The sequence below is a fragment of the Stenotrophomonas sp. 01N47 genome (assembly GCF_056399165.1).
Genome location: NZ_JBFTQU010000001.1, coordinates 433,689 through 456,710, shown reverse-complemented (window position 1 = coordinate 456,710; position 23,022 = coordinate 433,689). Strand labels below are relative to the sequence as shown.

General features: G+C 66.5%; 19 protein-coding genes. 11 read left to right on the top strand and 8 right to left on the bottom strand.

Annotation, left to right across the window (positions count from 1 at the left end):
* Positions 1 to 57: 57 nt before the first annotated feature.
* Positions 58 to 2,139, bottom strand: a complete 2,082-nt coding sequence (locus AC1DKR_RS02050; protein WP_478030789.1) for a TonB-dependent receptor family protein — start codon at positions 2,137 to 2,139, stop codon at positions 58 to 60.
* 131 nt (positions 2,140 to 2,270) lie between these two features.
* Between AC1DKR_RS02050 and AC1DKR_RS02045 the strand changes: the two genes are divergently transcribed.
* Complete coding sequence (locus tag AC1DKR_RS02045) at positions 2,271 to 3,191, top strand: M14 family metallopeptidase (RefSeq protein ID WP_478030787.1); 921 nt, start codon at positions 2,271 to 2,273, stop codon at positions 3,189 to 3,191.
* 67 nt (positions 3,192 to 3,258) lie between these two features.
* Here AC1DKR_RS02045 and AC1DKR_RS02040 read toward each other — a convergent pair whose 3' ends face one another.
* A complete protein-coding gene (locus tag AC1DKR_RS02040; protein WP_394197579.1) occupies positions 3,259 to 4,110 on the bottom strand; it encodes a LysR family transcriptional regulator in 852 nt (283 codons plus the stop codon).
* A gap of 161 nt (positions 4,111 to 4,271) precedes the next feature.
* Here AC1DKR_RS02040 and AC1DKR_RS02035 point away from each other — a divergent pair, with 161 nt between their 5' ends.
* The 4 genes from AC1DKR_RS02035 to betT all read left to right on the top strand — a co-directional run bounded on the left by AC1DKR_RS02035 (position 4,272) and on the right by betT (position 7,574).
* Positions 4,272 to 4,625 (top strand): SMR family transporter, encoded by a 354-nt coding sequence (locus AC1DKR_RS02035; protein WP_032975306.1) that lies wholly within the window; start codon positions 4,272 to 4,274, stop codon positions 4,623 to 4,625.
* Positions 4,625 to 4,945 carry a DMT family transporter gene (locus tag AC1DKR_RS02030; protein WP_032975307.1) on the top strand — a complete coding sequence of 107 codons (321 nt, stop codon included), beginning with the start codon at positions 4,625 to 4,627 and terminating at the stop codon, positions 4,943 to 4,945. Before AC1DKR_RS02035 ends, AC1DKR_RS02030 begins: the two co-directional genes overlap by 1 nt.
* A 67-nt stretch (positions 4,946 to 5,012) precedes the next feature.
* Positions 5,013 to 5,393 carry a VOC family protein gene (locus AC1DKR_RS02025; protein ID WP_478030783.1) on the top strand — a complete coding sequence of 127 codons (381 nt, stop codon included), beginning with the start codon at positions 5,013 to 5,015 and terminating at the stop codon, positions 5,391 to 5,393.
* Positions 5,394 to 5,594: 201 nt separating this feature from the next.
* Positions 5,595 to 7,574, top strand: coding sequence for a choline BCCT transporter BetT (betT, locus tag AC1DKR_RS02020; protein ID WP_025878562.1), 1,980 nt, complete (start codon positions 5,595 to 5,597; stop codon positions 7,572 to 7,574).
* Positions 7,575 to 7,643: 69 nt separating this feature from the next.
* Here the strand turns inward: betT and AC1DKR_RS02015 are convergent, their stop codons facing one another.
* Together AC1DKR_RS02015 and AC1DKR_RS02010 are read right to left on the bottom strand one after the other, a co-directional pair.
* Positions 7,644 to 10,265, bottom strand: a complete 2,622-nt coding sequence (locus AC1DKR_RS02015) for a TonB-dependent receptor (protein WP_478030781.1) — start codon at positions 10,263 to 10,265, stop codon at positions 7,644 to 7,646.
* 217 nt (positions 10,266 to 10,482) lie between these two features.
* Complete coding sequence (locus AC1DKR_RS02010) at positions 10,483 to 11,505, bottom strand: zinc-binding dehydrogenase (protein ID WP_478030779.1); 1,023 nt, start codon at positions 11,503 to 11,505, stop codon at positions 10,483 to 10,485.
* A 482-nt stretch (positions 11,506 to 11,987) separates the two neighbouring features.
* Between AC1DKR_RS02010 and AC1DKR_RS02005 the strand changes: the two genes are divergently transcribed.
* The 4 genes from AC1DKR_RS02005 to AC1DKR_RS01990 all read left to right on the top strand — a co-directional run bounded on the left by AC1DKR_RS02005 (position 11,988) and on the right by AC1DKR_RS01990 (position 16,221).
* Positions 11,988 to 14,315, top strand: coding sequence for a ribonucleoside-diphosphate reductase subunit alpha (locus AC1DKR_RS02005; RefSeq protein ID WP_478031202.1), 2,328 nt, complete (start codon positions 11,988 to 11,990; stop codon positions 14,313 to 14,315).
* Between the two features lie 74 nt (positions 14,316 to 14,389).
* On the top strand, positions 14,390 to 15,430 hold the full coding sequence (locus tag AC1DKR_RS02000; protein WP_025878567.1) for a ribonucleotide-diphosphate reductase subunit beta: 1,041 nt from the start codon (positions 14,390 to 14,392) through the stop codon (positions 15,428 to 15,430).
* 13 nt (positions 15,431 to 15,443) lie between these two features.
* Positions 15,444 to 15,923: a flavodoxin gene (locus AC1DKR_RS01995; RefSeq protein ID WP_478031200.1), complete on the top strand. Its 480-nt coding sequence runs from the start codon at positions 15,444 to 15,446 to the stop codon at positions 15,921 to 15,923.
* A complete protein-coding gene (locus tag AC1DKR_RS01990) occupies positions 15,895 to 16,221 on the top strand; it encodes a thioredoxin family protein (RefSeq protein ID WP_033831324.1) in 327 nt (108 codons plus the stop codon). Before AC1DKR_RS01995 ends, AC1DKR_RS01990 begins: the two co-directional genes overlap by 29 nt.
* Before the next feature lie 93 nt (positions 16,222 to 16,314).
* On the opposite strand, the gene AC1DKR_RS01985 is transcribed toward AC1DKR_RS01990, so the two are convergent.
* On the bottom strand, positions 16,315 to 17,646 hold the full coding sequence (locus AC1DKR_RS01985) for an Nramp family divalent metal transporter (protein WP_025878570.1): 1,332 nt from the start codon (positions 17,644 to 17,646) through the stop codon (positions 16,315 to 16,317).
* Between the two features lie 117 nt (positions 17,647 to 17,763).
* Here AC1DKR_RS01985 and mntR point away from each other — a divergent pair, with 117 nt between their 5' ends.
* The gene (gene mntR / locus AC1DKR_RS01980) at positions 17,764 to 18,240 is read left to right on the top strand and encodes a manganese-binding transcriptional regulator MntR (protein WP_025878571.1); all 477 of its coding nucleotides are present in this window, start codon (positions 17,764 to 17,766) and stop codon (positions 18,238 to 18,240) included.
* Positions 18,241 to 18,302: 62 nt separating this feature from the next.
* Here mntR and AC1DKR_RS01975 read toward each other — a convergent pair whose 3' ends face one another.
* From AC1DKR_RS01975 to fabR, 3 genes are all read right to left on the bottom strand, one after another.
* On the bottom strand, positions 18,303 to 18,851 hold the full coding sequence (locus tag AC1DKR_RS01975) for a thioredoxin-like domain-containing protein (protein ID WP_154880672.1): 549 nt from the start codon (positions 18,849 to 18,851) through the stop codon (positions 18,303 to 18,305).
* The gene (locus tag AC1DKR_RS01970; protein ID WP_312787738.1) at positions 18,841 to 21,000 is read right to left on the bottom strand and encodes a TonB-dependent receptor plug domain-containing protein; all 2,160 of its coding nucleotides are present in this window, start codon (positions 20,998 to 21,000) and stop codon (positions 18,841 to 18,843) included. Before AC1DKR_RS01970 ends, AC1DKR_RS01975 begins: the two co-directional genes overlap by 11 nt.
* A 196-nt stretch (positions 21,001 to 21,196) precedes the next feature.
* Entirely contained in the window at positions 21,197 to 21,853 is a 657-nt protein-coding gene (fabR, locus tag AC1DKR_RS01965; RefSeq protein WP_312787736.1) for an HTH-type transcriptional repressor FabR, read from the bottom strand.
* A 92-nt stretch (positions 21,854 to 21,945) separates the two neighbouring features.
* On the opposite strand from fabR, the gene AC1DKR_RS01960 reads away from it, so the two are divergent.
* Positions 21,946 to 23,016 carry a ferredoxin reductase gene (locus AC1DKR_RS01960; protein WP_051584920.1) on the top strand — a complete coding sequence of 357 codons (1,071 nt, stop codon included), beginning with the start codon at positions 21,946 to 21,948 and terminating at the stop codon, positions 23,014 to 23,016.
* The last annotated feature ends 6 nt before the right edge of the window (positions 23,017 to 23,022 follow it).

Sequence of the window (23,022 nt, the reverse complement as noted above, 5' to 3'; positions counted from 1 at the left end):
GGCATGATACGCCGCCACCGTGAGCGCTACCGTCACCGCATCAGGCGGTTGCCATGCTCAGAAGCGGTAGCGGCCCTGCACGTAGAACGTGCGCGGCGCGGCCACCATGCGCCCGGCGTTGCCATCCACGTTGCGGGTGTACCAGCGCTTGTCGGCCAGGTTGTTCACGCCCACCGCGACCTCGCTGTCGGCCAGCCAGGGCAGCTGCCAGGCGGCCTGCGCGTTCCACAGGCGTACGCCGGGTACACGGCCTCCGCGCGCGTCGGCGGCTTCTTCCCAGGTGTTGGCGGCATCGGAGAACTGGCCGCTCTGGTGGGTGCTGGACACGTTGAAGGTCCAGCCGGCCAGCGCATAACGGGCACCTACGCTGTCGGTATCGCGCGCGTAGAACGGCACATCGAGGCCGCGGTTGTCGCCGGACTGCTGGATGGCCTTGGTCCAGGTGTAGTTCGCGTACAGTTCCAGCCCGGCCAGCGCGCTGCTTTCGGCAAAGCGGTACTCGATCGCGCTTTCCACGCCCTTGTGGTCGGTGGCGCCGATGTTCTGGAAGGTGGGCGGAGTGATGCCCGGCACCTGCAGGATCTGGTTGTCGAAGCGCATCTTGAACACGGTCACTTCCGCACGCAGCCCGCCATCCTGCCAACGCGCGCCCAGCTCGGTGGTCCTGGCGATTTCCGGGTTCAGCGGATTGGTCGCGCTCTGCGAGTTCAACTGGATGTTCTGCACCGGCCCGAACGAGGTGGTGTAGTTGCCGAACACGGTCAGCTGCGGGGTCAACAGGTAGGCGACGTTGAGCGAGGGCAGGGCCTTGTCGTTGCGGCTGCTGAAGGTCGCGCCGCCGCCGGCCTGGCGGCGGTCCATGTCGATCCACTCCATGCGCACGCCGGGCGTGATCCGCCACCGACCGATGGCGATGCGGTCATCAACGTAGAACGAGTGCGCATCGGTGGCGTTGTCGAAGCGGGTGGTCGCGCCGGTCGCACCGGTACGGCGGGTAACGGTGTAGCTGCGGTCGTTGCCGCGCTCGCGCAGGAAGCGGTAGCCGGCGGTGATGTCGTGCACGCTGCTGCCCCAGTGCAGGCGCTGGGTGTAGCGTGGCTCGATGCCGAGCACACGGTAGTCGCGCGGCTGCACCGTGATCTGTGTGTTGGCCGCGTTGATCAGCGAACTGGCCCGGTTGCTTTCGTTGTAATACGCCAGCACCTCGAACTCGCTGTTCTCCGACAGCGTGTTGGTGTAGCCCAGGTCGATGCCGGTGCGATGGCCCTTCCAGAAGTCGGACGGGCGGGTGTTCTGGAACGGATCGGCCTGGTACTGGGCGCGGGTCAGGCCGCCCGGAGTCAGAGAACGCACGTCGTAGTACGACAGCTTGGCGCGCAGCTCCTGCTGTGCGTCGATGGCATAGGCGAACTTCAGCGCCAGATCATCGAAGCGGTCATCGCTGCCCTGGCGCCAGCCGCGGCCGTCCTGCCCCGAATACAGCAGGGCCATGCCCAGGCCGTTGTCGGCGGTGCCGCCGAGGAACGCGTTGTACTGGGTGCTGTCGCCGCCGCCGTGGTCGTAAGCGCTGTAGCGCACGCCGGCCTCGCCGTGCAGGCCGGGCGCAGTCGGAATCGCGCGGGTGCTGAAGTTGATGATGCCGCCGACATTCTGTGGCCCGTAGCGCACCGCACCGCCGCCGCGTACCACGTCGATCGATTCGATGTTGGCCAGGCTGGCCGGGGCGAAGGAGAGCTGTGGCTGGCCGTACGGCGCAACCGCCAGTGGCACGCCGTCCAGCAGGACGGTCGAGCGCGGCGAGTAACGGCCGGTCAGGCCGCGCACGCCGATGTTGAGCGAGACCGAGCTGCCAGCGGTGCCGGAGTTGTCGGTGACCTGCACGCCGGGAATGCGGCGCATGGCATCGCCCAGGCTGGCGGCGCCGCTGGCCTCGATGCGCTGGCGATCGACCACGGTACGCGCGCCAGCGAAGCTCTTGACGCTGTCGTGCAGGCCGGTGCCCAACCAACTGCCCGACACCTGGATGCTGTCGAGCGTGGTGGCGCTGTCCTGCGCGAGCGCGCTGGCGGCCGGAAACACGCACAGGGCGAGGACGGCAGCCAGGGGCAGGCGGGCCGGTTGCGGGGCAGGAATGGGCATCGGTGCAGAGTGTGGAAGGTCGTAAATGAGAATTATTGCTGATTCCATTCGCCATTGGAATCGGTCCGCCGTTCAGCGCTTTGGCCCGGTGGTAAAGTGGCCGATTGCCTCCTGACCCGCTGAGAACTGCCATGTCCACTGCTGCTTTCTACCCGGTCGGTACCCCTGGCCAGCCGTGGGGCGTTGCGGAAAGGGAGCAGTGGCGTGCGCGCCAGCAGCGCCTGCGCCGTTACGACGAAGAGGTGCTGCCGCGCATCGATGCACTGGCCGGGCACTTCGACAAGGTGGCCTACGGCCAGCTCGACTATGCAGGCGAGACCTACACCCTGTTCGCCCTGCGCAGCCGCGACTGGAACCCGGCGTTGCCGGCCGCGCTGGTGACCGGCGGCGTGCATGGCTACGAGACCAGTGGCGTAATGGGCGCGCTGGAGTTCCTCGAAAAACATGCCGCCCACTACGCCGGCAAGGCCAACCTTCTGGTCGCGCCGTGCGTGAATCCGTGGGGCTTCGAGCGCATCAACCGTTGGAACTTCGATGCGATCGACCCGAACCGCAATTTCCGCGCGGACGGCCCGGCCCGTGAATCGACGGCGCTGATCGAACTGATCGCACCGTTGAAGGGCCAGTTCGTGCTGCACATCGACCTGCACGAAACCACCGACAGCGACGAGAGCGAGTTCCGTCCCGCACTCGCCGCGCGCGATGGCAAGCCGTTCGAACCGGGCCTGATTCCCGATGGCTTCTACCTGGTGGACGACAGCGGGAATCCGCAGCCGGCCTTCCAGCAGGCCGTGGTCGCCGAAGTGGAGAAGGTGACCCATATCGCACTGGCTGACGACAAGGGCGAGATCATCGGTTCGCCAGTGGTCGCGCATGGTGTGATCGAGTACGCGCTGGTGCCGCTGGGCCTGTGCGCCGGCATCACCGGGGCGAAGTACACCACCACCACCGAGGTCTATCCGGACAGCCCGCGCGCGACGCCGCAGCAGTGCAACGACGCGCAGGTGGCGGCGGTGTGCTCGGCGCTCGATTACGCGCTCGCCCATCGTTGATCGGTAGCGCCGGCCGCTGGCCGGCAACCACGGGGCAAGGGGATGCCGGCCAGCGGCCGGCACTACCTCACCCCAACGCCTCGGCCCACCACAACGCTGCCGGCCCAGGCGGCGTATCGCGGCGCCACACCAGGTCGCTGTGGATGCGGCGCGGCCAGCCCGGCACGCGCAGTTCCAGCAGGCGGCCCCGGTCGTAGCGCTGCACCAGCGCACGCGGTAGTTCGGCCCAGCCGATGCCGTCCTCGGCCATCTCCATCACCATCAGGTAGTCCGACGCGGTCCATGCCGGCCCGCTGATCGGCGGCGCGTGGTCGGCCTGCGCGCTCAGCCGCACCTGCCGATGCCGAGCCAGTTGCGCGGCTGCGCGCACGCCTGCCTGCGCCAGCGGATGTTCGCTGGCCACGTACACCGCCAGTTCGCTGTGGTGGGCCAGGGGCTGGGCCACCAGCGCATCGGGGTACTGCGCCTGGCGCGGCAGCAGGCCCAGCCCGGCGCGGCCAGCATCAACCAGTTCCAGCACGTCCCGACCCTCGGCATCCAGCCATTCCAGCTCGATCTCGGGAAATGCCTCGGCAAACCGCTGCAGCACACGTTGCGCCGGATCGAGCTGGTAGACATCGGAGAACACCACGGTCAGGCGTGGCTCCACGGGAGCGGACAGGCGCACGCTCAGTTGCTGCAGGCGCGCGTCGGCGGCAAGGATTTCCTGCGCGTGGCCCAGCACCTGGCGGCCGGCGTCGGTCAGCTGCGGATAGCGGCCGCTGCGGTCGAACAGAACCATGCCCAGGTCCGCTTCCAGATGGGCAATGGCAGTGCTGACCGTGGACTGGGTCTTGCGTAGCCGGCGGGCGGCCGCCGAGAACGAGCCCAGCGCGGCGGCCTCGACGAAGGCCTGCAGGGATTCGGGAGAATAGGGCATTGATCCATCGCTCCTGTCGATGGAATCCATTTTGATACCACCGTAAAAGACGATGATACTGGCCGCCGTCGCCCCTGTCTGCGGGGGCGTTCCGGATCATCCACGCACGGCGTGGATCTACTGATGACGGGGCGCGGCCCCCGTCCCGCAAGGAGCTTCACATGTCCCGTACTGTTCCCGCCCGTGGCGCCTTCGTCGCCTGGGCCTGCCTGACCGTGGCGATCGTCGCCGAAGTGGTCGGCACGTCCTTCATGGCCCATGCCGCCCGCGATGGCGGCTGGACCGGCTATCTGGTGATGGCCGCCGCGCTGGCGCTGTCCTATTACTTCCTGGCGCTGTCGGTGCGCCGCATCGCCGTCGGCGTGGCCTATGCGGTGTGGGAAGGCCTCGGCCTGACCCTGCTGACCGTGGTCGGCATCAGCGTGTTCGGTGAGAGCCTGTCGCTGCAGCAGCTGGCCGGTCTGGTGCTGGCGGTGGTCGGCATCGTCTGTGTCACCCTCGGGGAGGCGCACTGATGAACTTGATGGCCTTGTTTTTCGTGATCTGCTCGGCGCTGATCGATGTGGCCGCGAACATGATGGTGGCCAAGTCCGATGGCTTCCGTCGCTGGCGTTGGGGTGTCGGCGCCATCGTGCTGGTCTGGATCGCCTTTGCCCTGCTGGGCCAGGCCGTGCGCTACATGGACCTGGCGACCGCCTATGCGATGTGGGGCGCGATCGGCGTGATCGGTACGGCCACCTGCGGTCGCCTGCTGTTCGGCAACCGCCTGCGCCCGATTGGTTGGATCGGCATCGGCCTGGTCACTGCGGCCGTGCTGCTGCTCAGTACGGCGTGATCCCGGCTTGATTGCGGCGATCAGTGAGGTGGCCGACACTTGGGCTTTCCCGCAACGGAGTGCCCGCATGTTCAGTCACGTCACTGTCGGAACCAACGACATGGCGGCTTCCCGCCGCTTCTACGATGCCTTGTTCACTGCCATCGGCGGTCGCGCAGGCGTGTTCGATGACGAGAGCAAGCTGGTCTATATCAAGGATGGACGGATGTTCATGGTCATCCCGCCCATCGATGGCGAGGCGGCGTGCCATGCCAACGGCGGCACCATCGGCTTTGCGCTGGCAGACCCGCAGGCGGTGCATGCCTGGCAGGAAGCGGGGGTCGCCCACGGCGGTACCGCGGTGGAAGACCCGGCCGGCGTGCGGCACAAGGCCGGGCGCCAGTTGTACCTGGCCTACCTGCGTGATCCCGACGGCAACAAGCTGTGCGCCGTGCATGTGATGGGGTGAATCGTCGGTGCCGGACGCGGCGTGTCGTAATCGGACCAAAGTGACAACGCCGCCCGGCACGTCCGCCGGTCTGCAGGCGCGCGCGTAGCACGGAAATCCAGCCGATCGTGCCTGCGCGATGCCACGACTTCATCCTGTGTCCACTGCGATTCAGCCAGAATCGGTCGGCTTACTCTTTGATCGATCCGGAGATGGCTGCCCATGGAAGCACTGGAGCCTCAACATCAGCCGGTGCGAACCCTGCGGCCCGTCTTCGCCTTCGCGGCGATCGTTGTCGTTGCCTTCGCACTGTTCGTCAGCCTGTATCCGATCGGCGCCGGTCGCCTGCTGGTCAAGGCGCAGGACTGGGCCGCGCTCAACGTCGGCTGGTACTACCTGCTGGCGATGACCCTGTACCTGGTGTTCGTGGTCGGCGTGGCGCTGTCCAAGTACGGCGGCATCAAGCTCGGTGCCGACCATGACGAACCGGAGTTCAGCTACCTCTCCTGGGCCGGCATGCTGTTCGCAGCAGGCATCAGCATCACCCTGTTCTTCTTCTGCGTTTCCGAGCCGCTGACCCACTACCTGCAGCCGCCGCAGGGCGATCCGGCCGCGGGCGAGGCCGGTGCGCGCCAGGCCATGCAGCTGCTGTTCCTGCACTGGGGCCTGCATGGCTGGGGTGTGTTCGCGCTGGCGGCGATGGCGATGGCCTATTTCGCCTACCGGCACAACCTGCCTTTGGCATTGCGGTCTGCGCTGTATCCGCTGATCGGCAAGCGCATCAACGGCCCCATCGGCTATACCGTCGACGCCCTGGGCATCGTCGCCACCGTGTTCGGCATCGGCGCGGACATGGGCTTCGGCGTGCTGCATCTCAACGCTGGGCTGTCGCACCTGTTCAACGTGCCGCACTCGAACATGGTGCAGATCCTGCTGGTGGTGGCGATGATGGGCGCGGCGGTCGCAGTGGCCGTGTCCGGCGTGGAGAAGGGCGTGCGCTGGATGGCCAACATCAACATGCTGCTGGCGATCGCGCTGGTGCTGTTCATGCTGTGCGCCGGTCCCACCCAGTACCTGCTCAGCACGCTGATGCAGAACCTGGGCGACTACCTGGGCAGCGTGGTGGGCAAGAGTTTCGACGTATACGCCTATGGCGGCCGGCCGGAATGGCTGGGCGGCTGGACGGTGTTCTACTGGGCCTGGTGGATCGGCTGGGCGCCGTTCGTCGGCCTGTTCATCGCGCGCATCTCGCGCGGCCGCACCATCCGCGAGTTCGTGTTCGGCGTATTGCTGATCCCGCTCGGCTTCACCCTGGCGTGGCTGTCGATCTTCGGCAACAGCGCGCTGGACCAGGTGCTGCACCATGGCCAGCAGCAGTTGGCGCAGCTGGCGGTGGATGACCCACCGACGGTGCTGTATGCGTTGCTGGATGGCTACCCGTGGAGCAAGGCGGTGATCGGGGTGACCGTGCTGGTCAGCTTCATCTTCTTCGTGACGTCGGCCGATTCCGGGGCGGTGGTGCTGTCCACGCTGTCCTCGCATGGCGGTGCGCCGGAGGACGATGGCCCGCGCTGGCTACGCGTGTTCTGGGGCACGGTGATCGCGGTGCTGACCGCTGGCCTGCTGCTGGCCGGCAGCATCGATGCCCTGAAATCAGCAGTGGTGCTGGCCTCGTTGCCGTTCTCGGCGGTGCTGCTGTTGATGATGTGGGGCCTGACCCGTGCCTTCAGTGACGAGTCGCACCGCAAGCGCGCGCAGCAGTTCAGGCCATCGCCGCTGATCGGCGATGACCGCCACCACCAGGGCTGGCGCCAGCGCCTGACCCAGGCCATGCACTTCCCGGTACGCGACCAGGTGTACCGCTTCATGGATGACACGGTGAAGCCGGCGATGGAGGCGGTGGCCGAGCAGCTGCGCGAGCAGGGCTGGGACGTGCAGACGCGGTTCGAAGCGGGCGACATGGAGCTGTCGGTCAACCACGGCGAGCAGCAGGACTTCCAGTACCGGGTGATCCTCAGTGGCTACCTGACCCCGTCCTTCGCCGCGCAGCAGCTGCGCAACCAGCGCTACTACCGCGCCGAGGTGCATCTGTACGAGGGTAGCCAGGACTACGATCTGGTCGGCTACAGCCGCAAGCAGATCATCAACGACATCATCAGCCAGTACGAACGGCACCTGCAGTTCCTGCACCTGAGCCGTTGATGCAGCCACGCCGGGCATGGCCCTTGCCTTTGGAGGGTGCGGACCGTTGGTCCGCGCCCTCCTGTTCAATCAGAACCGGTAGCGCGCGCCCAGCGAAACGAACTGCCCGCGCAGGTTGTACTGGCTGATGTCGAAGCCGTTGGAACCGCCGGCCGGATCGAACGGCGGGTCCTTGTCGGTCAGGTTCAGCACCGACAGCGACAGCGTGGTCTTCGGAATGCCTTCATAGGCCACGTACAGGTCCAGCTGGTGGTACGGCTTGACCCGATCGCGCAGGCCCGGATTGCTGGTGGCCGTGGCTACGCGCTGGTCATAGCCGCTCATGTACTGCAGGCTCAGCGTGCTGCTCCAGTCGCCCACCGCCCAGTTCAACGAAGTGGTGCCGCGGGTGCGTGGCAGCGCGCCATGGCGGTTGTTGCCGGCGCCGTCATAGGGCGCCTGGCCGGCCACCAGCGGCTGCTTGAAGCTGAGCAGGTGGGTCCAGCTGCCGGCCACGGTGAAGTTGCCCCAGCCGTCGGTGCGGAAGGTACGGTTGGCTTCCAGGTCGATGCCCGAGGTGGTCAGCTCGCCCTGGTTGGCGTACTGGTTGGTGATGATCTGGATGCGGCCCTGCGCATCGCGCTGCACGCGACCGGGGAACAGGCCCGGGTTGTCGACGATGAACTGCGCGCTGTCCGGCTTGACCAGGTTGTCCTGTTCGATGCGGTACCAGTCCAGGCCGATGCTGGAATCGGCATCGGGTGACCACACGGCGCCGACGTTGAGGTTGCGCGAGCGCTCGGCCTTCAGGTCCGGATTGCCGGTGCGCAGGTTGGTCACGCCGCGGCTGCCGCCGGGCTGCAGCGGATCGAACGGGTCGACCACCGAGCCGTAGCTGATGGTCTGCCCCGGTGCGATCTCCGGCAGCGACGGTGCACGGAAACCACGCGAGAACGAGCCACGCAGCAGCAGGCTGTCCAGCGGTTGCCAGCGCAGCGCGAACTTCGGCGAGAATGCCTTGCCGAAGTCATCGTAGTGGTCACCGCGGCCGGCTACCTGCAGCTCCAGCATGCGATGCAGCGGCACGCTGAACTCGGCATAGGCGGCACTGACCTGGCGCTCACCGTCGACGATGTTGATCGCCGGGCGCAGTTCGGTACCGGACAGCACCTGCGCACTGGTGCGCGCGTCCAGCGATTCCTTGCGGAATTCCGCGCCCCAGGCGAAGCCGATCGCACCCGCCGGCAGTTCCCACAACGAGGTCGATGCCTTGACGTTGAGCGAGTGCAGCTTGTACCAGCCCGGGCGCTTGGTCTGCAGGCGCAGATCGTCCAGTGCGCCCGGCGTGCTGGACGGATCGAGGAAGTTGTAGCTGCCGTCGCGCAGGATCTGCTGGAAGGCGTAGCGGTCAACGAAGTTGTCCACGTACTCGCGCTGCGCACTCTGCGAGGTCAGTGCGGCCACTTCCCAGTCCCAGCGTTCACCGGTGCCACGTACGCCGGCCAGGGCGCGGTAGAACACTTGGGTGTTGTCCTTCAGGCGCGGGCCGAGATCGAAGAAGGTGTACTCGAACGGCAGTGGCGTGCTGCCCGGATTGTTCGGATGGCCGACCGGCAGGACAGCGGCGATATCGCTCAGCGTACCGGTGGCGGGATTGTAGGCACGCAGGCCCGGGCCGACCGTCAGCGGGGCGCTGAAGATCTGGTCGGCCTTGTTGTGGCTGTACAGCACGTCGGCGAAGGCTTCGACGCTGTCACTGAAGCGATAGGTCGCGCTCAACGATGCCTGCAGGCGCTCGGCGCCGGGCTGCAGGGTCTTGAACGGCTGCGCGTTGAAGGCGCAGGCCTGGCCGGGCAGGGTGCTGCCGAAGTCGCTGTAGGGACGCAGCTCGCTGCCCTCGGGGCAGGGCGAGAACGGCTGCGGTGCGCGCGGATTGGACAGCCAGTTGCCACCGGCGGTGGACCAGCCGGCCAGGCGGCCACCGGGCTTGTCGCGGAAATCGCCGTCGCGGGTGTACGCGCGCTGGTCGGCGTCGAGGCGGTCGCGCTTGAGCAGGTCCAGCCCGAACAGCACGTTCCAGCCTTGCTGCTCGAGGTCACCGAATCCGGCCAGCAGGTTGGCCTTGCGCTCGTTCAGGCCGCCCTGGGTGGCGGTGCCGAAACCACCGCCGACTTCCACGCCCTGGAAGTCGCGACGCAGGATGATGTTGATGACGCCGGCGATGGCGTCCGAGCCGTACACCGCCGAGGCGCCATCCTTCAGCACTTCGATGCGCTCGACCGCGCTGATCGGCAGCGCATTGAGGTCGACGAAGGTGTCCTGGGTGTTGAGCGCAAAACCGAAGTTGGCCACGCGGTAGCCGTTGACCAGTACCAGCGTGTTCTTCGGTGACAGCCCGCGCAGGCCGATCGAAGCCGAGCCTGCAGCGAAGCTGCCGGTGTACTGTTCGTCGAAACTGTTGCCGGCGTTGGCCGACAGGTTGCGCAGCACGTCGGTAAGGGTGGAGCGGCCGGTCTGCAGGATCTGCTCGCGGGTGACGATCTGCACCGGATTGGGACCGGCGGTGTCGCTGCGCTTGATGTTCGAGCCGGTCACCAGCACGGTGCCGAGGGTGGTGCTGTCCTTGCCGATGTCGGCGGTTTCAGCGGCGCCGGCGGTGCCAGCGACGAGGGCCAGCGCGACCGCGCTGGAAAGCAGGGTGGTGCGATACATGGAAGCGACTACGCCAAACGGTGGAGGAGCCGTCAGTACCGCACGCGGGTGAGTGCGCCTTCCAATGACGAAAGCGCATTCAGTTATACATCACAGGTTTTTAACGAAAGTCGGCGGCCTCGGTGGGGCAGATCATCCCGGTGGGCGCGGACCGTTGGTCCGCACGGGCAGACCATCTCGGTGGGTGCGGACCGTTGGTCCGCACACTCCTGCAGGGTCAGAGCCCTTTCCTTTCGGAAAGGGATCCGACCCCGTGGGCATCACACGCGCGCAGCAGCACCTTGCCATTGCGGCCCGAGCCGGCGCCGGCTTTCGCCGCCTGGGCGATGTCGTCCAATGCGAAGATCTGCTCCACCGGCAGGGTCAGTTCACCCCCGGCCGCACGCTTCAGCAGTTCACCCACCAACCGCCGCTTGTCTTCCACCGCCATTGCCTGGCTGACCTTGCTGCCCCAGAAGCCCTTCACCGTGGCTTCCTTGTAGATCAGGCCGCCGGCGGGAATGCGCATCGGTTCGCCGCTCATCACACCGAAAGAGACCAGGGTGCCGTGGTGGCCGAGCAGGTCGACCAGGTCGCCGCTGGCATCGCCACCGATGGAGTCGACTGCAGCAGCGGCCTGCGCTTCGCCGGTGGCTTCGCGCACGCGGTCCTTCCAGCCGTCCACCGAGGTATCGAACACGTGATCGATGCCCAGTGCCTGCAGTTGCGCCACGGCCTCGGCATTGCGCACCAGATTGGCCACGTGCACGCCGCGCGCCTTTGCGAGCATCGCCAGCGATTTGCCGACGGCACCGTTGGCGGTGTTCTGCACGATCCACTGGCCCTGCTCGACGTGCAGGAATTCCAGCAGCATCAACGCGCTCAGCGGCATGGCGATCAGCTGTGCGGCCATTTCATCGGCGATCGCGTCCGGCATCGGGATCACCATCCGCGCCGGTGCGATGAACGCTTCGGCCCAGGTGCCGTGCACCGAGGCGGCGGCAACCCGCTGGCCGATCTGCAGGCCGTCGACGCCTTCGCCGAGCGCATCGACCACGCCCAGTGCTTCGCTGCCGCCGATCGCCGGCAGCGTCGGCTTGTAGCCGTACAGGCCACGCACGGTCAGCAGATCGTGGTTGTGGATCGAGGCCAGCACGGTGCGGATGCGTACTTCGCCGGGACCGGGTTCGGGCAGGGGGGCATCGGCAACGGCGAGGACCTGGGCTGGATCGCCGAAGGAGGAGTACAGGGCAGCGCGCATGGGGGGTGTTCCAATGAAAGTTGAAGTTGTACCGAACTGGGGATGCGTCCGGCGTCGACAAGGTCGCGCACGTGCAACACGGCATCCTGCGACCGATGGTCGCGTTGGCGCGCGATCACCGCATCTTGTGTTGACGGCTAGGAACATCCCCACTATGTTGTGGCTGTCACTCCCGGTCAGCCGCCGCCGCCGGACATGCAGCAAACGTCCCGCGGCCCGCCCCTGAAGGCTTGCCGTGTCGACGCGGCCGCCACCGTGCGGACGCAGGTCGCCCCCACGGCCCGGATACCGGCCGCAGGCGCAGGCAGATGCCGACGACCTACGTTCCTGCACCCTGGCACTTCACCCGTTCGCTCCGCGCGCCGGTATCGCGTGCAGGGCCGCCATGGCATCGGGCGCCGACGCGCGTACGAGCCTGGAGTTCCACCACCATGACCGACAGTACCTTCCGCGTGGCCGACCTGGCCGGCGCCGGCGACGCCATGCGCGCCAGCGGCGAGCGCGTTCCGACCTGGATCACCAAGGAAGCCGGCAATCGTCGCCTGCCGTACGATGCGGCACGCCTGCTGCGCAGCATCGACACCATCCACGCCGAGCTGCCGCAGCTGGATGTGGCCGACTACCGCCGCGTGGTGCTGGCGATGGTCGAGCGCAAGCCCAGCATCAGTGCCGATGATCTGGTGGATCTGCTGATCCGCGAAGCGGAGTCGCGCGTCGATCTTGTCGCACCCGAGTGGGAACAGTTCGCCGCACGCCTGTACCTGCGCCGGCTGTACAAGCGCGCCAGCCGCAACCGCTTCTACGACGTCAGCCTGAAGTACGGCTCCTTCGTGGGCCTGCAGGAAAGCCTGGCCGACCGCGGCGTCTACAGCAACGACATCCTGCGCTGCTATTCGAAGGAAGAGCTGCAGCAGGCCGGTGAGATGATCGACCCCGAGCGCGACCGGCTGTTCGCCTACAACGGCCTGTACCTGCTGGCCACGCGCTATCTGGCCACTGATCGCAGCCGCGAGGTGTATGAGCTGCCGCAGGAACGCTGGCTGACCATCGCCCTGTACCTGATGCAGAACGAGGGCGGGTCGGGTGAGAGCGGCCGCGTGCGCCGCATGCAGCTGGTGGGCGAGGCCTACTGGGCACTGTCCAACCTGTACATGACGGTGGCCACGCCAACCCTGGCCAACGCTGGCAAGGTGGGTGGTCAGCTGTCGAGCTGCTTCATCGATACCGTCGATGACAGCCTGCAGGGCATCTATGACTCCAACACCGATATTGCCCGCGTGTCCAAGCACGGCGGCGGTGTGGGTGCGTACCTGGGGTACGTGCGCAGCAGTGGCGCGCCGATCCGCGGCGTACCCAACTCGTCCGGCGGCGTCGTGCCGTGGATCAAGCAGCTCAACAACACCGCGGTGTCGGTCGATCAGCTCGGCCAGCGCAAGGGCGCGGTGGCGGTGTACCTGGACATCTGGCATCGCGACATCGAAGCCTTCATGGACCTGCGCCTGAACAACGGCGACCAGCGTCTGCGTGCGCACGATGTGTTCACCGCGATCTGTGTGCCCGATCTGTTCATGGAGGCGGTCGAGCGCCGTGCCGACTGGTACCTGTTCGATCCGCACGAGGTGAAGCAGGCCAAGGGCTGGTACCTGCAGGATTTCTACGACGAGAAGCGTGGCCAGGGCAGCTTCCGCGACCGCTACGCCGAACTGGTGGCCGACGAACGCATCAGCCGTCGCACGGTGAAGGCGATCGACCTGTTCAAGCGGATCATGCTCAGCCAGCTGGAAACCGGCAATCCGTTCCTGTTCTACCGCGACGAAGTGAACCGGAAGAACCCGAACAAGCACGCGGGCATGGTCTATTCCAGCAACCTGTGCACCGAGATCCTGCAGAACATGAGCCCGACGCGGATGATCCAGGAGATCGTCAGCGGCGACCAGATCGTCACCACCCGCCGCGCGGGCGACTTCGTGGTCTGCAACCTGTCGTCGATCAACCTCGGCCGTGCCATCACCGCCCCCGAGGATCTGCTGGCCAAGGATGTGCTGGAACGGTTGATTCCGATCCAGGTGCGCATGCTCGACAACGTGATCGACCTCAACGCGCTGCCGGTGCCGCAGGCCACCATCACCAACCGCAAGTACCGCGCCATCGGCCTGGGCACGTTCGGCTGGCACCACCTGCTGGCACAGCAGGCGATCCACTGGGAATCGCCCGAGGCCGAGGAACTGTCCGATCGCCTGTTCGAGCGCATCAACTTCCTGACCATCCAGGCCAGCGCGCAGTTGGCCAAGGAGAAGGGCAGCTACCCGATGTTCGCCGGCAGCGACTGGCACAACGGCAACTATTTCCGTGACCGCGATTACAGCGGCGCGGCCTGGGACAGTCTTGCACGCGAGGTAGCGAGCAACGGCCTGCGCAACGGCTGGCTGCTGGCAGTGGCACCGAACATGAGCACCGCGCAGATCGCCGGTTCCACCGCGTCGATCGATCCGATCTACAGCGCGTTCTACTACGAGGAAAAGAAGGACTTCCGGCGGCCGGTGGCTGCGCCCGGGCTGTCGCTGGAAACCTGGCCGTACTACGAGAAGGGCGCCTACAAGGTTGACCAGTTCGCCAGCGTGCGGCAGAACGCGCGCCGCCAGCGCCATGTGGACCAGTCGATCAGCTTCAACCTCTACGTGCCGAGCACGATCCGCGCCAGCACCTTGCTGGAGCTGCACCTGAGTGCCTGGCGGGAAGGGCTGAAGACCACCTACTACGTGCGCTCCAACGACATCGACATCAGCGAATGCGAGTGGTGCTCGAGCTGATCAGCCCGACCCCTCGGTGGTAGTGCCGGCCGCTGGCCGGCAACCCGTCAGCAACAGAACGAAGGCAGAAAACCATGGCAACACCCCTCGACCGCATCAAGATCCTGGAACCGCGCCACCCCAACCGCAGCACCGGCATCATCAACGGCCGCACCAGCGGCATCCTGAACTGGAACGACATTCCCTACCCGTCGTTCTATCGCGCCTACAAGGAGCTGTCGACCAACTTCTGGATCCCCGACGAGGTGGACATGAAGGTGGATGCACGCCAGTACGGCGAGCTCAACGCGCGCGAGAAGAACGCCTACGATTCCATCATCGGCCTGCTGGCTACTCTTGATTCGCCGCAGACGCGTTTCATCTACAACGTCGCCGAGTACATCACCGACCCGGCCGCGCACGCCAACGCAGCGATCATCGGCCAGCAGGAAGTGATCCACAACGAGAGCTACAGCTACGTGCTGGCTTCGATCACCGACCTGCCGAACCAGAACCGCATCTTCGAGATCGCCCGTACCCACCCGACCATCATCAAGCGCAACGCGCCGATCATGGGGGCCTACGACGACTTCATGCGCGAGAAGACCGCCGAAACCCTGCTGAAGTCGTTGATCCAATCCTCGATCCTGGAAGGCATCAACTTCTATTCTGGTTTCGCGTACTTCTACAATATGGTGCGGCAGAACCGCATGAACGGCACCGGCAAGATCATCAGCTTCATCAACCGTGACGAACTGGCCCACACCAAGTTCATCAGCGAGCTGATCCGCGCCATCATCGGCGAGAACCCGGAACTGCAGACCAACGAGCTGACCGCCTACGTGCACCAGTCGTTCGAACATGCCATCGAACTGGAAACCCAGTGGTCGGCGGAGGTGCTCGATGGCATCGATGGCATCGACGTGGACGAGATGGTGCGCTACGTAAAGTACCGCGCCAACAAGATGGCCGGCATGCTCGGCATCGAGCGCCTGTACAGCGACACCACCGACAACGTGATGCCGTGGATCAAGGCCTATGCCGACAACTTCACCGAGACCAAGACCGACTTCTTCGAGATGCGCAATGCAAGCTACAAGAAGACCAACGTCGACAACGGCTTCGACGACCTCTGAGCGCGGCCCGGCGCTGCGCATCCTGATCGTGGTGGCCTCGCTCAGCGGCAACACCCGTGAGCTCGGCCGCCACATCGCCGCGCGTTGCCGGGCCGCAGGCCACGCCGTGCACTGGCAGGAGGTCGACGACCTGCGCCAGGGCCCGCCGCTGCCGGTGGACGAGGCCGACCTGGTGCTGCTGGGCTGCTGGACCGACAACGCCGGGCGCACGCCATCGGAGATGAAGGCCTGGGTGGCAGGCATCGCCGAGCGCGGCCAGCGGCCGCGGCAGGTGGCGGTGTTCGGCACCGGTGAAACGCAGTGGGGGCAGGAGTACTACTGCGGTGCGGTGCACCGGCTGATCCGCTATTTCCACAGTGGTTACCCGCCGCTGGAGATCGAACAGATGCCACATGGCCGGCGGCATGCCGCGGCCATCGATACCTGGACCGATGCGGTCCTGGATCACTACTGGAGTACCACAGATGCAGATCATCGACGCCACCACGCCTGAGCAGTTCCAGCAGTTGCTGGCCGACCATCCACGCGTGCTGGTGGACTTCCACAAGGACCAATGCCCGGGCTGCCGGATGCTGGACATGTCGCTGCAGCGGGTGGCCACCGGCACTGCAGGGCAGGGCACGACCCTGCTGCGGGTGCAGCTGGAGGTGGTGGGCGAGGCGTTCTTCCGCGAGCTGGGCCTGCGGCAGACCCCTACGTTGTCGCTGTTCCTGGACGGTGACGAGCGCATGCGCATGCCGGGTTTCCAATCGCCGCAGCAGATCGAAGCGGCCATCGCGGAGTTCCTGTAGCGCCGGTCATGCCACATCCACGCATGGCGTGGATCTACTGCAGGTCGCCAGCGGTAGCGCCGGGCCATGCCCGGCGGATTCCCACCGCGCGGATCAACCGGCTGCGAACGTATCCACCAGCAGCTTCACGTTCAGCACCACGATCACCAGCGCGATCACCCAGGCAATGCCGCCCAGCCAGCGCGGTGCCACCAGCGCGCCCATCGTCACCTTGTCGGTCACGATGCGTACCAGCGGGATGATCGCGAAGGGCAGCTGCATGGACAGCACCACCTGGCTCAGCACCAGCAGCTTCACCGCGCCCTGGTCGCCGAACAGCATGATGACCACCACCACCGGAATGATCGCCAGCGCGCGGGTGATCAGCCGCCGCAGCCACGGCGGCAGGCGCAGGCGCAGGAACCCTTCCATCACGATCTGCCCGGCCAGTGTCGCGGTCACCGTGGAGTTCAGGCCGGAGGCGAGCAGTGCCACCGCGAACAATGTCGAGGCCAGGCCGACGCCCAGCATCGGTGCCAGCAACTGGTGCGCCTGCTCGATGTCTTCCACGTCAAAGCGGCCGTTGGCATGGAATACCGCCGCTGCCAGGATCAGGATGCTGGCGTTGATGAACAGCGCCAGGGTCAAGGCAAAGGTGCTGTCGGTCACCGCCCAGCGCAGCGCGCTGCGACGGCCTTCATCGGTGCGTGGATAGGCACGGGTCTGCACGATGGAAGAATGCAGGTACAGGTTGTGCGGCATCACCGTTGCACCGATGATGCCAATGGCGATGTACAGCGCATGCGGATCGGTGACCACCTGCGCGCGCGGAATGAAACCGCCCAGCACCTGCATCACCGGCGGCGCGGCCAGCGCGATCTGCACCATGAAGCAGCCGAAGATCACCAGCAGCAGTGCGATCACGAAGGCTTCCAGCGCGCGGAAACCGCGGTTCATCAACAGCAGCACCAGCAGCGTGTCCAGCGCGGTGATCACCGCGCCCCACAGCAGCGGCAGATCGAACAACAGTTTCAGCGCGATGGCCGTGCCGATCACTTCGGCCAGGTCGCAGGCGATGATCGCCGCTTCGCACAACGCCCACAGCGCCAGGTTCACCGGCTTGGGGTAGCGCGCACGGCAGGCCTGCGCCAGGTCCATGCCGGTGGCGATGCCCAGCCGCGCCGACAGCGCCTGCAGGATCACCGCCATCAGGTTGGAGATCAGGATGACCGACAGCAGCAGATAGCCGAAACGTGAGCCACCTGCGAGATCGGTCGCCCAGTTGCCCGGATCCATGTAACCCACCGACACCATGTAGCCGGGGCCCAGGAAGGCCAGCAGCCGGAACCACCAATGGCCCTTTTCGGGTACGGCGATCGACGCGTTGAGCGCACCCAGGCTGGCCGCGGTGGAGGCCGGAGAGTCGGTGGGCGCGACAGTGTTCATGGCTGCCAATATAGCCACTGCTATATCGCATAGCAATGTGAAACAATCGTCTTTACTGCGTCACTGGTCCAGAATTCAGGTTCGCACCCGGATGACAACTGCAGGACAGGCACACGCGTGGGCAAGACGGACGATTCGACATCGCTGAAAAGCACCCCCTTGATCGAGGCCGAGCGCCAGGTCGAGAGCTTCCGGCAAGTGCGCGAAGCACACCGGATGGAGCTGGTGGAGGATTATGTCGAGCTGATCTCCGACCTGCTGGCCGACGGCGGCGAGGCCCGCCAGGTCGACATCGCCACCCGCCTCGGTGTGGCCCAGCCGACCGTGGCGAAGATGCTGCGCCGGCTGGCCCGCGATGGCTGGGTGGTGCAGCGCCCGTACCGCGGCGTGTTCCTGACCCCGGAGGGCGAGGCGCTGGCCCATGCCAGCCGCCAGCGCCACCAGACCGTGGAGCGCTTCCTGCTGGCGCTGGGCGTGGACCCGGATACCGCGCGACGTGATGCCGAGGGCATCGAGCACCACGTCAGCGAACAGACGCTGGCACTGTTCGACGCATTCGTGCGCAAGGCCGAGGGCGGTTCCGCCGAACGGTAGCGCCGGGCCATGCCCGGCGGGCGCGCTGCCGCCTCACGCATTTCGCCGGGCATGGCCCGGGGCTACCGGGGTTGAATGCCGTCACTGGGGCAGTGCGCCTGCTGTTGCGCACACGCCCGCTTCCACCATTCCTGCAGTACCGGTTGCAGCCCGCGGTAATGGCGCCCCTGCCAACCATTGGCCAGCACCGTGCCCTGCGCATCGATCAGCACCAGGTTGGGCGGGGCCGGGCCCGCCAATGCCTGCAGCGCTGGCATGCGCTGCGCACGACGCGGGTCCAGCACCGGCCACGGCATCTGCTGCAGGTGCATGTAGCGCCGCAACGCCGCCTCGCTTTCATCCAGGCTGACATACACCACTTCGGTATCGGCGCCGGCCTCGCGCAGCGCGTCGCGCACGCCGCGCAGGGTCGGCACGAAAGCGTGGCAGGGCGCGCACCAGTCGGCGCCGAAGTACAGCGCGATCAGCGTTGGCGGTGGCGACCACTGCATCGGGCGCAGGGCACGTGGCTCAGGCCGCATCAGCGAGGCGGAGACCTGCGCATGCAGGTCGGCAGCCACTGCCGGCCATGCCAGTGCCAGCAACAGCGCGGGCAGCCAGCTAGAACGCATAGCGCAGGTTGACGTACCACGAGCGGGCGAAGCGAGGACCGTACACGTAATCGCTGTCGCGCAGCGCGCCGCTTTCCAGATCCTTCTGCCGCTGGTCGAACACGTTCTTGACCCCCGCCGCCACCGACACTTCCTGCTGTGCCTGGGCACCCAGATGGCGATGCCAGCGCGCGCCGAGGTCGGTGACCAGGAAGGCGCGGGTGCGATGCAGCTCGCCCAGCCGGTTGTTGAGCACCGGCATCGATCCGGTGTGGCGCAGCGCCAGGAACGTCTCCCAGGGCTCGGCCGGCATCCAGCTGAGTTGCGCCAGGCCGGTCCAGCGCGGGGTTTTCAGATAGTCGCGGCTGTCGATGACGGTGTCGCCGCCGTCGGCGGTGTCGTCGAAGATGCGCTGCGGCTCGCGGAACTGCGAGCGGTACCACGATGCGCCGGCAGTCAGCCGCCACTGCGGGGAGGGCTGCCAGCCGAGGTTGGTTTCCACGCCCAGCACGTTCGAGCCGGAGGCGTTGTAGCGCAGCTGCGTCAGCTGGCCATCATCGCCGCGCTGGATCTCACCCAGCGCGAAGGTATCGCGGATGCGTGCGTAGGACGCGGTGGCATCCCAGCTCCATACCGGGTCGGCCGGGTCGGAGCGCCAGTCGAACCCGAACAGGGTGGTCAGCGCGCGCTCCTCCTTCAGGCCACGGGTGTTGCGCACGCGCACCTGCTCGCCGCCGAGGGTATCGACGTGGACATCCTCGACGAAGATTTCCGGCGCACGGAAGCCGGTGGCGATGCCCGCTCGCCATTTCAGCCGTGGCGTCGCCTGCCAGGCCAGGGCGATGCGCGGTGAGAACACGGCGCTGTCCAGTTCCGAACTCTTGTCCACGCGCGCGCCCAGCACCAGGTCGACGTCCTCGCGTACGCTCCATTCGTCCTGCACGAACGCGCCGAGGTTGTGGAAGGTTGCATCCTCGAGCACGGCCAGGCGCTGGCCGGCACCATCGCGATTGTCGTCACGCAGGCCCTCATGCTTGTACTGAACGCCGAACGCCAGCGTGTGTGCACCCAGCCGCCAGTTCAACTGGCTGTCGATGTAGTGCAGCGGGTTGTGGGTGCGCCCGTACTGGCGCCATGAGCGTGATGCGGCGCTGCCCGGTACGTTCGGGTCCAGTTGCGAAGGATCGTAGCCGGGTGCGGACGGATCGGTGACCACGTCGCCGAGTCCGCCATAGAAACTGTCGCGGTCGATGTCGGCGAAGGCATAGGCCAGGCGGAAGTCGACGTTGCCGCTCACCTCCTGGTCCCATGACAGGCTGCCGCGACGGTAGTTCGTGTCCAGCGATTCGGAGATGTTGGCCAGGTGTTCGGGCTGGTCCAGGCGGTTGCCACCGCGACGGCTCTCATCGGTCACCTGCAGGTCCAACCGCAGGCGCGTGCCCGGAGTGGGCGCATACCAGGCCTGCAGGCCACCGACCTTGAGGTTCTTGCGGGTGATCTCGGTATAGCCGTCGCCGTTGTAGTCGATGCCGCTGTTCCAGTTGCGCTGGGCGATCACCGACAGTCCCGCGTCGGCCTCGCTGGCGACCAGATCCAGGCGCACGTCGGCGTTCTTCTGCGGCGTGCCTTTCAGAACATCCACGCCCGCCTGCACATGGCCGCCGCTGCGTGCCGGCAGCGGCGGAACCAGATTGATGACACCGGCTACAGCGCCCGGCCCGTACAGCGACGAACCACCGCCCTTGACCACTTCAATGCGGTCGACGAAGCCGGCGGGAATCTGTTCCAGCCCATACACACTGCCCAGCGTGGACAGCAGTGGAATGCCATCGAACAGCAGCTGGTTGTAGGCACCGGGAAGGCCCAGCAGCTGCACTTCGCTGGTGTTGCAGTTCTGGCAGTTGCTCTCCACACGCAGGCCGTTGATCAGCTCGACCGCGCGGGAGAAGTCGGTGGCCGCGCGCAGGGCAATGTCTTCCTTGCGCAGTACCTCGGTGCGGATCGGTACGTCCGACAGCAGGCGTTCGCTGCGGGTGGCGGTGCTGACTTTCACCTGCACACGGTCAAGCTCGGTGGGTGACGGCGGTGCAGCGACTGCGGCCAGTGGCAGCGCGGCGGCGATACCGGCAGCCAGCGGCAGCCGGCGGAGAAGGGAGGCAGCAATGCGCATGAGGGCGTCGTCCTTGGGGAGGGAGGGCGGCGAGGGCGACCTGGCTGGCGCACATGAAAGCAGAAGGTCATCAATATAGCAATTGCTATATTGCCGTTTCAGCTTGCGGCGGGACCGTGGTCTTTACTCGAATTCGAGTGTTATAACATTACACAATGCGCACGGAAGCGTGCCGGTGGTCATGCACCGGAAGGGGTCAGCCGCGACGGAAGGCGGCGGGAGTGCGCGCGCCGACGATGATCATGCGGATCATCGTGGAGATCTGGTCGACCAGTTCCGGGTCGTTCTCAGGAGGCTGGTCCATGGCCGAAGCGCCCATCGCAAACACCAGCCGGGTGATCGCCATCGACACCAGTTCCGGCTTGTACAGCACCGCGCCATCCAGTGCGGCCAGGCGCACCAGGTCATGCTGCAGTTCTTCTTCGAAGTAGTGCAGTTCGCGTTCGACCGCGTGCTTGAAATCGTCAGAGCCGACCGCGCCTTCGCGCAGCAGTACGTGCAGCAGCTTGTCGTCGGCACGCAGCTGTTCCATGAAGGTTTCCACCGACACGCGCACCACGCTGGTGGCGCTGGACGTAGCGCGCTGGCGGGCTTCGCCGATGATGGTGCGCAGCGAGCGCCCAGCCACGTCGATCAAGGCGACGGCCAGTTCGTCCATGTCGCGGAACTGGCGGTAGAAGCTGTTGGGTGCGATGCCCGCCTCGCGCGCGACTTCGCGCAGGCTGAGGGTGGAGAGGCTGCGATGCGGGCCGATCAGTTTCAACGCGGCGGCCAGCAGATCTTCGCGGCTCACCGTACGGCGGGCCGGGCTGCTGGCATCTTCAGGCGGAGACAGAACGGTGGCGGCGGCCATGGTACTTCCGGAGGGGCAAGGCTGAATCATACCCAATCCGGTGCAATATACACATGTATACACAGATGTGTGTGCGGCCGTATAGTGCATCCATGAGCGCTGTCGTCCGTCCTTCCCTGTTTTCCCCGTACCGCTGGCTGTCGCCGTCGCTGTTCGACTTCTGGGCGGGCCAGCTGAATCCGTTGTGGACCCTGCGTGAGCCGATGGCCCGCCTGGTGCGGCGCGAGCCGGCCGGCGAGGGCGCCGCCACCCTGGTCCTGCGCTGCAACCGGCACTGGGCCGGGATGCGCGCCGGCCAGCACGTCACCCTGGGCGTCGAGCTTGAGGGGCGTGTATTGCGCCGCAGCTACAGCCCGACCCGCCTGGGCCGTCGTGAGCTGGCCATTACCGTCAAGGCGGTGGAAGGCGGCAAGGTCAGCCAGCATCTCGTAGCGCATGCCAAGCCAGGCGACCTGTTCCGGCTGGATGCGGCCTTCGGTGATTTCCACATGCCCGCCGCAGCGCCGGTACTTCTGCTGGCGGCCGGCAGCGGCATCACGCCCATGCGCAGCCTGCTGCGCGACGCCTGCCAGCGCCCGCTGGCGGCGCCGGTCGACCTGTTCTACTGGGAGCGCAGCGCCGCGGCGTTCCAGTTCCGTGATGAACTGCAGGCGCTGGCCGCAGCGAACCCGAACCTGCGCGTGCATCTGCTGACCACCCGCGAAGGCGAGGTGCCGGCCGCGCGCATCGACAGCCACACGTTGGCCGTTGCCGGTGACGACACCCCGCTGGCGCAGCGCCATGTGCTGGCCTGTGGCCCGGATGGCTTCGTTGCCGCTGCGCGCACGCGGCTGGCGCAGCAGGTGGCCGGTTTCCAGGCTGAAGCCTTTACGCCGCCTGCGGCACTCAGTGATGCCGACAGCCTGGGTGAGGTCGCATTGACCCTGGCCCGCAGCGGCCGGCGGCTGATCGTGCCGCGTGGCCGCTCGCTGCTGGAAAGCCTGGAGGCGCAGGGCATCGCGCCCAAGCACGGCTGCCGCATGGGCATCTGCAACAGCTGTACCTGTGAACGCGTCAGTGGCACCACCCGCCACCTGCGCACCGGCGACACCCAGTCCGAAACGGCCGTGCCGGTGCGGATCTGCGTGAGCGCGCCGACCACCGACCTGACCCTGGATCTCTGAGGACTC